Source organism: Streptomyces sp. NBC_00846 (assembly GCF_045207325.1).
Classification (GTDB): domain Bacteria; phylum Actinomycetota; class Actinomycetes; order Streptomycetales; family Streptomycetaceae; genus Streptomyces.
Map to the genome: position 1 here is coordinate 631,202 of NZ_CP108846.1, position 10,386 is coordinate 641,587.

The window sequence follows — 10,386 nt, forward strand, 5'->3', positions numbered from 1 at the left end:
GGCAAACGAGGAGCGGCTCCGCGCCTATCTGAGACGGGTCACCGCGGACCTGGCGGACGCCCGGCAGCAGATCGGCAAGGCCGACGAACGCGCCCACGAGCCGATCGCGGTGGTCGGCCTCGGCTGCCGCTACCCAGGCGGCGTGGAGAGCCCCGACGACCTGTGGCGGGTGGTGGCCGACGGTACGGACGCCACCAGCGAGTTCCCGGACAACCGGGGCTGGGACGCGGCGAAGGTCTACGACCCGGACCCGTCCAAGCCCGGCACCACGTACACCACGCGCGGTGGATTCGTGCACGACGCCGGGGAGTTCGACGCCGCGTTCTTCCGCATCGGCCCCCGTCAGGCACTCGGCATCGACCCCCAGCACCGCCTCTTCCTGGCCAGCGCGTGGGAGGCGTTCGAGCGGGCCGGCATCGACCCGTCGACGCTGCGGGGCAGCGACACCGGCGTCTGGGCCGGGATGATGTACGAGTACTACTCGGCCCGGTTCGCCGGGGTCACCCCGCCCGAGGTCGACGGCACCCTGATGGTGTCGAGCACCCCGAGCATGCTCTCCGGCCGGGTCTCCTACATCTTCGGCCTGGAGGGGCCGTCGGTCACCGTCGACACCGCCTGCTCCTCCTCGCTGGTGGCGGTGCACCAGGCGGTGCGGTCACTGCGGTCCGGGGAATGCTCGCTGGCCCTGGCCGGCGGTGTCACCGTGCTGGCGACGCCGGACGCCTTCGTGGAGTTCTCCCGTCAGCGGGGCCTGTCGCCGTCGGGCCGCTGCAAGCCCTTCTCCTCGGACGCCGACGGCACCGCGTGGGGCGAGGGGTCGGGTGTCGTCCTGCTGGAGCGGCTCTCCGACGCGCGCCGCAACGGCCGCCGTATCTACGGGATCATCCGGGGCAGCGCCGTCAACCAGGACGGCGCGAGCAACGGTCAGACCGCGCCGAGCGGTCCCGCCCAGGAGCGGGTCATCGCGAGGGCCCTGGCCGACGCCCGGCTCACCGCCGCCGACGTCGACGCGGTGGAGGCGCACGGCACCGGCACCCCGCTGGGCGACCCGATCGAGGCCAACGCGGTCCTCTCCGCCTACGGCCGCGAACGCCCCGAGGAGCTGCCGCCGCTGCGGCTGGGCTCCGTGAAGGGCAACCTCGGGCACACCCAGGCCGCGTCCGGCATCGCCGGGATGATCAAGATGATGATGGCGATGCGGCACGGTGTGCTGCCCCGCACGATCAACGTCGTCGAGCCCACCCGCCAGGTCGACTGGTCCTCCGGAGTGGTCAGCCTGCTGACCGAGGAGCAGCCCTGGCCGGCCCGCGAGAACGCGCCGCGCCGCGCCGCCGTCTCCTCGTTCGGCATCAGCGGCACCAACGCCCACGTCATCCTGGAGGAACCGGAACCGCAGCCGGAGTCCGCCGCGGACGCGCCGGGTTCCGCCGCCGCGCCGTACGCCTGGGTGCTGAGCGCCGCCACCGACGTCTCGCTGCGCGGCCAGGCGGAGCGGCTGCACCGGCACCTCACGGAGCGTCCCGCGGTGAGCGCGGCGGACGTCGCGCACTCGCTCACCGCCCGCCGCCCGTTCGGCTGCCGCGCGGTGGTCGTCGGCCGCGACCGGGACGAACTGCTGGAGCTGCTCTCCTCGTTCGCCCGGCGTCAGGACGGCAGCCCGGTCCCGCACGGGGAGGTTCCCCAGGGCAGCACGCGCACCGCGTTCCTGTTCACCGGGCAGGGCGGCCAGCAGACCGGGATGGGCCGCGACCTGTACCGGGCGTTCCCGGTGTTCGCCACGGCGCTCGACGAGGTGTGCGCGGCCGTCGACCCGTACCTGGAACGGCCGCTGCGCGAGGTCATGTGGGCCGAGCCGGGCACCGAGGAGGCCGCCGAGCTGGACCGCACGTACTACACGCAGCCCGCGCTCTTCGCGTACCAGGTCGCCGTCTTCCGGCTGCTGGGCTCGCTGGGCGTGACCCCGGACCGGGTCGCCGGGCACTCGGTGGGCGAGATCGCCGCCGCCCATGTGGCGGGGGTGTGGGACCTGGCCGACGCGGCCCGCATGGTGACCACACGGGCCCGGCTGATGCAGCGACTGCCCGTCGGCGGCGCCATGTTCGCGCTCTCCGCGAGCCCGCAGGAGGTCGCGGAGAGCCTGGTGGGCCTGGAGGGCCGGGTCGGGATCGCCGCCGTCAACAGCCCGGGGGACGTGGTCGTCTCCGGTGACGCGGAGGACTGCGCGGCGATCGCCGCCCACTGGTCGGAGCGCGGCCGGCGCACCACACGGCTGACCGTGAGCCACGCCTTCCACTCGCCGCTGATGGAGCCGGTGCTGGCGGAGTTCACCGCCGAGTTGGCCACCCTCACCTTCCGCTCGCCCACCCTCGCCCGGGAGACCGATCTCGGGCCGGACCGCGACTGGACCGACCCCGGCTACTGGGTGGACCAGGTGTGCGGCACGGTCGGCTTCGCTGCCATGGCCGGACGGCTCGACGAGGCGGGGACCGGCCTGTACCTGGAGATCGGACCGCGTCCCGTGCTGTCGGGGATGATCAGGACCTCGCTGCCCGACACCGGGGCGGTGGTCACCGCCGTGTCCCGCCGCAGCCTCGGGGAGCCGGAGGCCCTGCTCACCGCTCTCGCCGAGGCGTGGGCGGGAGGAGCGCCGGTCGACTGGCCCGCGCAGGCCACGGGCGGCCGCTCCGTGGAGTTGCCCACCTACGCCTTCCACACCCAGCGGTACTGGCTCAACAGTGCCGAACCCCGGCTGGACGCCGAGGCGTTCGGACTCACCGGTGTGTCCCACCCGATGCTGTCGGCGGCGGTCGAGCTGGACGACGGCGGGCTGGTCACCACGGGCCGCTTCACCGCCGACGACCTGCCCTGGATGGCCGACCACACGGTGGCCGGCACGCCGATCGTCCCGGCCACCGCGCTGCTGGACGTCGTCGCGGAGACGGCCGCGCGGGCCGGACGGGGCCGGATCGAGGAGCTGACCTTCGAGGCACCGCTGCCGCTGCCGCGGCGCGGCCCGCTGGACCTGCGGGTCGTGATCGGCGCGGACGGCTCGGTGCAGGTGCTGGCCCGCTCGGACAGCGAGGCCCCCTGGACCCGGCACGCCTCCGGCAGCGCCACCGAGGACGTCGAGGGCGGCGACGTGTGCGCCTGGGCGGCCGTCTGGCCCCCCGCGGGCGCCTCCCCGGTGGACCTGACCGGCGGCTACGACAAGCTGGCGTCCCTCGGCTACGAGTACGGCCCGTCGTTCCGGGGTGTCCGGTCGGCGTGGCTGCGCGGCGACGAACTGCTGGTCGAGGTGGAGGTGCCGGAGGCGGCCGAGCGGACCGGGTTCGCCCTGCACCCGGTGCTCCTCGACTCCGCGTTCCACCCGTACCTGCTGGCGAGCGGCTCGGACCAGCTGCGGCTGCCGTTCTCCTTCCGCGGGCTGCGGCTGGCCACGGCCGGCGCGACCAGGCTGCGGGTACGGATGGCCATCGGCGCGGACGGGGACCAGATGTCGCTGACCGCCGCCGACGAGCAGGGCGCGCTCGTGGTCGCCGCCGAGAACCTGAGGGTCCGCGCGGTCGACCCGGCCGCCCTGGCCGCCGCCGTCGGCGGCCAGAGCGACGCGGGCCACTACGGCCTCGACTGGGTCCCGCTCCCCGCTGCCCCGGCGGCCGGGGACCGGCGCTGGGCACGGCTCGGCGACCCGGCCGACGACGGCCTTCCCGCCCACGCCGACCTGGACGCACTCGCCTCGGCGGGCGGCGCACCCGACTTCGTGCTGTTCGACTGCGATGCGCTCGCCGCGTCGCTCACCGAGGCCGAACTGCCCGTCTCCGTACGGGAAATCACCGCCCGGGTGCTGGAGACCGTGCGGGAGTGGGCCGCGGACGATCGGTTCGACGGCTCCCGCCTGGTGGTGGCCGCCGCCCCGGACCGGCTGGACACCGCGGCCGTCTGGGGGCTGGTACGGGCCGCGCAGGCCGAGCACCCGGACCGTTTCCTGCTCGCCGGGATCACCGGCGAGCAGGAAACGGATGCCGCCGGCGGCATCGACGCCGCGGCGCGGGCGCTGCTGGCCGCCGCCTCGGACGCGGACGAGTCGCAGCTGCTGATCCGTGACGGCCGGGCGCTGGTCCCCCGTATATCCCGGCGGACCAGCGCTCCGGGCGCCGAGGACGCCGGTCTCGGCGAGGGCACGATCCTGGTCACCGGCGGCCTCAGCGGCCTCGGCGCGATCACCGCCCGCCATCTGGTGGAGCGGCACGGGGTTCGGCATCTGCTGCTCACCTCCCGGCGCGGCGCGGACACCCCGGGGGCGAACGAACTCGCGTCCTCCCTCACCGCGTTGGGCGCGACGGTCCGGATCGAGGCGTGTGACGCGGCCGACCGTGACGCCCTCGCCGCGCTGCTCGGCTCGCTCCCGGCGGACCGGCCGCTGACCGGTGTCCTGCACGCCGCCGGAGTCCTCGACGACGGCCTGCTCACCCGGCAGACCACCGAGCGTCTGGAGCGGGTGCTGCGGCCCAAGACCGACGCGGCGTGGGCGCTGCACGAGCTGACGGCCCAGCTGCCCTCGGTACGCGCGTTCGTCCTCTTCTCCTCCTTGGCCGGTGTGCTCGGCAACGCGGGGCAGAGCACCTACGGCGCGGCCAACACCTTCCTCGACGCCCTGGCCGCGCACCGCCGGGCGCGGGGTCTGCCCGCGGTGTCGGTGGCCTGGGGCCTGTGGTCGACGTCCGGCATGGGCACCCACCTGACCGCCGCCGACGAGGCGCGCCTGGCCCGGGCCGGGATCGCGGCGCTCAGCGAGCCGCAGGGCCTGCGGCTGCTGGACACCGTGCTCACCGACCCCGGCGGTGACACGCTGGTGGTCGCCTCCCGGTGGAATCCCGCCGGGCTGCGGGCCGCCGTGGCGGACGGCGCGAGGGTGCCGCGGATGCTGCGCGGCCTGTTCAAGGGCGTACGGCGGACCGCCTCCGCGGGAAGCGGGTCCGGGCAGGGCCCGGCCGGCGGAGCGCTGGCCGCCCGGGTGCGGGAACTGACCGGGCAGGAGGCCCACGAGGCGGTCGTCGCCGCCGTACGGGGCCATGTGGCGGCGGTGCTGGGACACGGCTCGCCGGAGTCCCTGGACCGTACGGCCCCCTTCCTCGACCTGGGCCTGGACTCCCTGACCTCGGTGGAGCTGCGCAACCGGCTCAAGGCGGACGCCGCGCTGGACCTCGACCCGACGCTGGTCTTCGACCACCCGACGATCGACGCGCTCTCCGGCCACCTGGCGGGCCTGCTGGCCCCCGAGGCGCCGGACCCGGTGGCGGATCTCGACCGGACCCTGCGCCGCATCACGGGCGAGTTCGACTCCGCCCTGCCCGAGCTGCGGGAACGCATGGTCGACACCCTGTGCGCGGCGCTCCACCACCTGGGCATCGACACCGGCCCCGCGCGCATGGCGTCCGCGGTCCTGGACGAGGCGACCGACGAGGAACTCTTCGCCTTCATCGACGCCAAGTCATGACCCGGCGGGGGCGGCCCCCTTGGCCGCCCCCGGTCCCAGTACCCCAGGCCCTCCGGTACCGCCCCGGGCCGCGGGCGACACCCGAGGCAGAAAGCAGGAAGCAGGAAGATGGCAGGCGAGGACAGACTCCGGGAATATCTGAAGAAGGCCACCGCCGACCTGGCCGAGGCGCGCCGCCGTGAGGCCGCCGCCGACGAACCGCTCGCCGTGGTCGGCATGGCGTGCCGGTTCCCCGGCGCACCGTCCGTCGACAGGTACTGGGACCTGCTGTCGAACGGCCGCACCGGCGTCGTCGACGACGTGCCGGACGGGCGGTTCGACCTGGCCGCACTGCGGGAGACGGACGGCGTCTACACCACCCGGGGCGGCTACCTCGACGACATCGCCGGGTGGGACGCCTCGTTCTTCGGAGCGTCCCCGCGCGAGGCCCTGCGGATGGACCCGCAGCAGCGGCTGCTCATGGAGCTGACCTGGGAGTCCCTGGAGGACGCCGGGCTGCCGCCCGCCGACCTGGCGGGCAGCCGTACCGCGGTGATGATCGGGCTGTCCGACACCCTGCAGTACGGGCGGATCCAGCAGGAGCGCGAAGGCCTGTCCATGGTCCACGACCCGTACGGGGGGCAGGGCGCGTCGCTGAGCGTGGCCGCCGGCCGGATCGCGTACCACTTCGACCTGCGCGGTCCCACCATGACGGTGGACACCGCGTGTTCCTCCTCGCTGGTCGCCGTGCACCTCGCCGGGGCGGCACTGCGCCGCGGCGAGTGCACGACGGCCGTGGTCGGCGGCGGATTCCTGATGATCCACCGCGACATGTACGTCAACGCCTGTGCCACGGGCATGCTGTCGCGGGACGGCCTGTGCCGGACCTTCGACGCCCGTGCCGACGGCTACGCCCTCGGTGAGGGCGCCGGAGTGGTCGTCCTGATGCGGCTGTCCGACGCGGTCGCCCAGGGACGCCCGGTGCACGCCGTGATCCGGGGCACCGCCGTCAACCAGGACGGCCGCAGCAACGGCCTCACCGCGCCCAACCGCGCGGCGCAGGTGGACGTGATCCGCCGCGCGCTGGCCGCCGCCGGAGCGAGCCCGCAGGACGTGTCGTACGTCGAGGCGCACGGCTCCGCGACCCGGCTCGGCGACGCCATCGAACTCTCCGCGCTCGGCGACGTGTTCGGCCGGCGTACGGCCGACGACCCGCTGCTCGTCGGGGCGGTCAAGACCAACATCGGGCACACCCAGTCGGCGGCCGGCATGGCCGGACTGATCAAGACCATCCTGGTCCTGAAGCACGGGACGGTCCCGCCCAACCTCAACATGGAGCAGCCCTCGCCCACGGCCCTGGCGCAGGACGGGTTGCTGCCCGTCACCACCGCCCGGCCGCTCCAGGCCGCCGCCGGGCAGCCCCGCCTCGCCGGGGTCAGCTCCTTCGGCTGGTGCGGCACCAACGCGCACGTCGTGGTCGCCGCCCCCGCCGCCGACGAGGCCGCGGGCGGATCCGGCGCGGCCGACGGCTGCGGCGCGGCCGAACTGCTGCTGGTGTCCGCCGCCGACGACGACGCCCTGCGCGCCCGGCTCGGCGATCTGGCCCCCGCCGCGGGACGGGCACCGCTCGCCGACCTGGCCCACACCCTGCGCGCCGGGCGCGGCACCCTGGAGTACCGGCGCGCGGTGGCCGCCGAGGACGCCGGACAGGCCGTCCGCCTGCTGGAGCGGGCCGGGCGCGAACCCGGCGTGCGCGCCGCCAAGGAGGCCCCGAGGATCGCGTTCCTGCTGCCCGGCGTCGGCGACCACTACCGGGGTCTGGGCCAAGACCTCTACCGCCGCGAGCCCGCCTTCGCCGCCGCCGTCGACCGGTGCGCGGACATCGCCGCCGGGCGCTGCGACATCGACCTGCGCGCCCTCTTCCACGCCGAGCCGGAGCCGCCCGCGCCCGCCGGGGACCTGCTGGGCCCGGCCGCCCAGGCGGCGGACGACCCGGACCACCGGGCGGTCACCTCCCATCTGCTGCTGTTCACCGTGGAGTACGCCCTCGCCGAGCTGCTGAACAGCTGGGGTGTCCGCCCCGAAGTGCTGGTCGGCTACAGCCTCGGCGAGTACGTCGCGGCCTGCCTGGCAGGAGTGTTCACCCTGGAGGATGCCCTGTGGGTGGTCTCCAGGCGCGCCCGTCTGATCGAGGCCGCGCCGCCGGGCGGCATGCTCGCCGTCGCCGCCGCCGCCGACCGTGTCGAGGCGGAACTCGCCGGTGCGGGGCTCGCGGTGGAGGTCGCGGCGCTCAACGGCCCCTACATGACGGTGCTCAGCGGCCCGCCCGAGGACGTGACGGCCGCCGCCGCCCACCTCACCGCGGCGGGTCTGCCCGCCCGGCCGCTGCGCTCCGCCCACGCCTTCCACTCCTCGCTGCTCGCCCCCGCCCGCGACGAACTGGCCCGCGCGGTGGCCTCGGTGGAGCGCAGACCTCCCACGGTCACCGTGGTCTCCAACGTCACCGGCGCTCCGCTCACCGCCGAGCAGGCCATGGACCCCGGCTACTGGGCCGACCACCTCACCAGCCCGGTCCGCTTCTTCGACGGCCTGGGGGCCTGCGCCGGGCTGAACCTCGGCGCCTATGTCGAGCTGGGCGCGGGGCAGACCCTCGGCGGACTGCTGCGCCAGCACGCCGAGGCCGCCGACGGCCCGCTCATCACCGGCACCCTGCCCGCCCGCTGGTCCACCGACGGCCGGCCCGATGAGCGCGCCCATCTGCTGGAGACCTGCGGCCGCCTCTGGGAGCGCGGAGCCGATCTCGACCGGACGGCCCTCGGGCGCGGCGCGGGCCGCTTGGTCCCGCTGCCCTCGTACCCGTTCCGGCGCACCCGCTACTGGCCGGAGGGCCCGCTCCTGGTGAGGTCCGCCGCGGACCTCACGGGCCTCACGCCCGCGGACCACTGCTACGCCCCGGCCTGGCGGCCGGACGTCACCGCGTCCGCCGCTCTCCTCGCCGCACCCGGACCGCTGGACGGCCCGCTGCTGGTCCTCGCGGACCCGGACGGCGTCGGCACCCGCCTGGCCGACCTCGCCGAGGCCGCCGGAACGCCGGTGCTGGAGGTCGTCCCCGGCACGGAACGGCGGCGCGACGGACGCCGGCTGGTGATCGATCCGGACGACCCGGACCACCACCGGGAGGCGCTGGCCGCCGCGCGCGCCCTGGGCCCCGGCCGCCTGCACGTCGCCCACCTGTGGAGCCTGTGCGAGCCGGTGCGCACCCCGCCGTTCGCCACCGACGCCGAACTGACCGCCGCGATCCGGTACGGCTTCGACGCGCTGCTGCTGACCGTGCAGGTCCTCGGCCCCCTTGCCGGCATCGACGGGGCGGTCCTGGTCACGGCCACGGCCGGCGCGGCCGAGGTCATCGGCCGCGACTGCACGGCCCCCGAGCGGGCCCTCGCCCACGGCCTGGCCCGGGTGGCCCGCGCCGAGTACCCGGGCCTGGGCTGGCAGGGCGTCGACCTCGACCCGGAGGCCCCGGCCGACGCGTCCGCCGCCGTCCTGCTCGCCGAGCTGGCCCGGGCGGCGGGCGCCGGCCCCCGGACCTCCTCCGACCACGCCGTGGCCGCCTGGCGGCGAGGCCGGCGGCTGCGCCAGGACTGGGCGGCCGTCGACCTGCCCGCGCCGGACTCCGCGGCCCCCGCGGCCCCGACCGCCCCGGCGTTCCGTGCCGACGGCACCTACCTGATCACCGGCGGCACCCGCGGGCTGGGTCTGTCGCTCGCCCGGCACCTGGTGCGGTCCGGGGTACGCCGCCTCGCCCTGGTCGGCCGCACCGACCTGCGGGCCGCCGCGGCGGCCGAGCCGGAGGGCCGGGCCGCACACAGCCTGCGGGACGTCGCCGAGCTGGAGGCGGCCGGCGCCGAGGTGCTGCTGCTCACCGCCGACGTGGGCGTGCCGGGCGAACTGCGGCGCGCGCTGGGCGCGTGCCGGGAACGCCTCGGCGCACCGCACGGGGTGCTGCACGCGGCCGGTCTGCCCGCGCGGGGCATGACGTTCCGGCTGACGCCCGGCGGCTCCCGGCCGGTCCTCACGCCCAAGGTGCTGGCGATGGGCCCGCTCGCCGAGCTGGTGGGTCCCGACGTGCCGGAGGCGGACCGCCCGGAGCTGCTGGTGCTGTACTCGTCGGCGATCACCGTGTTCGGCGGGATCGGCGAGGGCGACTACTGCGCCGCCAACAGCGTCCTCGACGCCTACGCGTCGGCGCTGTCGGCCGCCGCGCCCACCACCCGGGTGCTGAGCGTGGCCTGGGGACCCTGGCAGCACGACGACTGGCAGGCGGAGGGCCCCGGCAGCGCCCTGGCCGCCAGGGTGCGCGAGCACCGCGAGACCTACGGCTTCACCGACGAGGGCGGCTGTGCGCTGCTGGACCGGCTGGCCGGCACGGCCCACGGCCCGGTGCTCGCCGTCCGCCACGCGCTGGCCGAGGGGATGCGCGCCTGGGACGAGGTCACCGCGCTGGACGAGGTGACCGGCGCGGCCACCGCGCAGGACCGGACCCGCTTCCCGCGCCCCGCGCTGCGCGCCGACTACGTCGCGCCGCGCACCGCCCTGGAGCGCGCCCTGGCCGAGATCTGGGGCCGTCACCTGGGCATCGACCAGGTCGGAGTCCACGACCCGTTCTTCGACCTGGGCGGCAACTCCCTGGTGGGGCTGGCCGTGATGACCGCGACCGAGCAGCAGACGGAGCGAAGCTTCCCGCCCGCCCTGCTCTTCGCGCACCCCACCGTCGCCGAACTGGCGGCGGCGCTGGACGGCGCCACGACGGCGACCGCCATGACCACAGCACAGGACCTCGGCTCCGCGAGGGGCCGGCGAAGACGCCGGGCCCGCGACGCCCAGAGCCCCCTGACGCGGAACCGATGAGG

Annotated in this window: 1 protein-coding gene and 1 pseudogene; both read left to right on the forward strand. The window is 76.0% G+C overall.

The features are described 5' to 3' along the window. Positions 1–28 precede the first annotated feature (28 nt). Positions 29–5,497, forward strand: a pseudogene (locus OG936_RS02970) (SDR family NAD(P)-dependent oxidoreductase); the annotation flags it as partial. 108 nt (positions 5,498–5,605) lie between these two features. Continuing rightward, the gene (locus tag OG936_RS02975; RefSeq protein ID WP_406492313.1) at positions 5,606–10,384 is read left to right on the forward strand and encodes an SDR family NAD(P)-dependent oxidoreductase; all 4,779 of its coding nucleotides are present in this window, start codon (positions 5,606–5,608) and stop codon (positions 10,382–10,384) included. Positions 10,385–10,386: the final 2 nt, after the last annotated feature.

Bases quoted from the DNA above. Each gene is read 5' to 3' on its own strand.
- OG936_RS02975 (WP_406492313.1), top strand. From the start codon at position 5,606: ATGGCAGGCGAGGACAGACTCCGGGAATATCTGAAGAAGGCCACCGCC.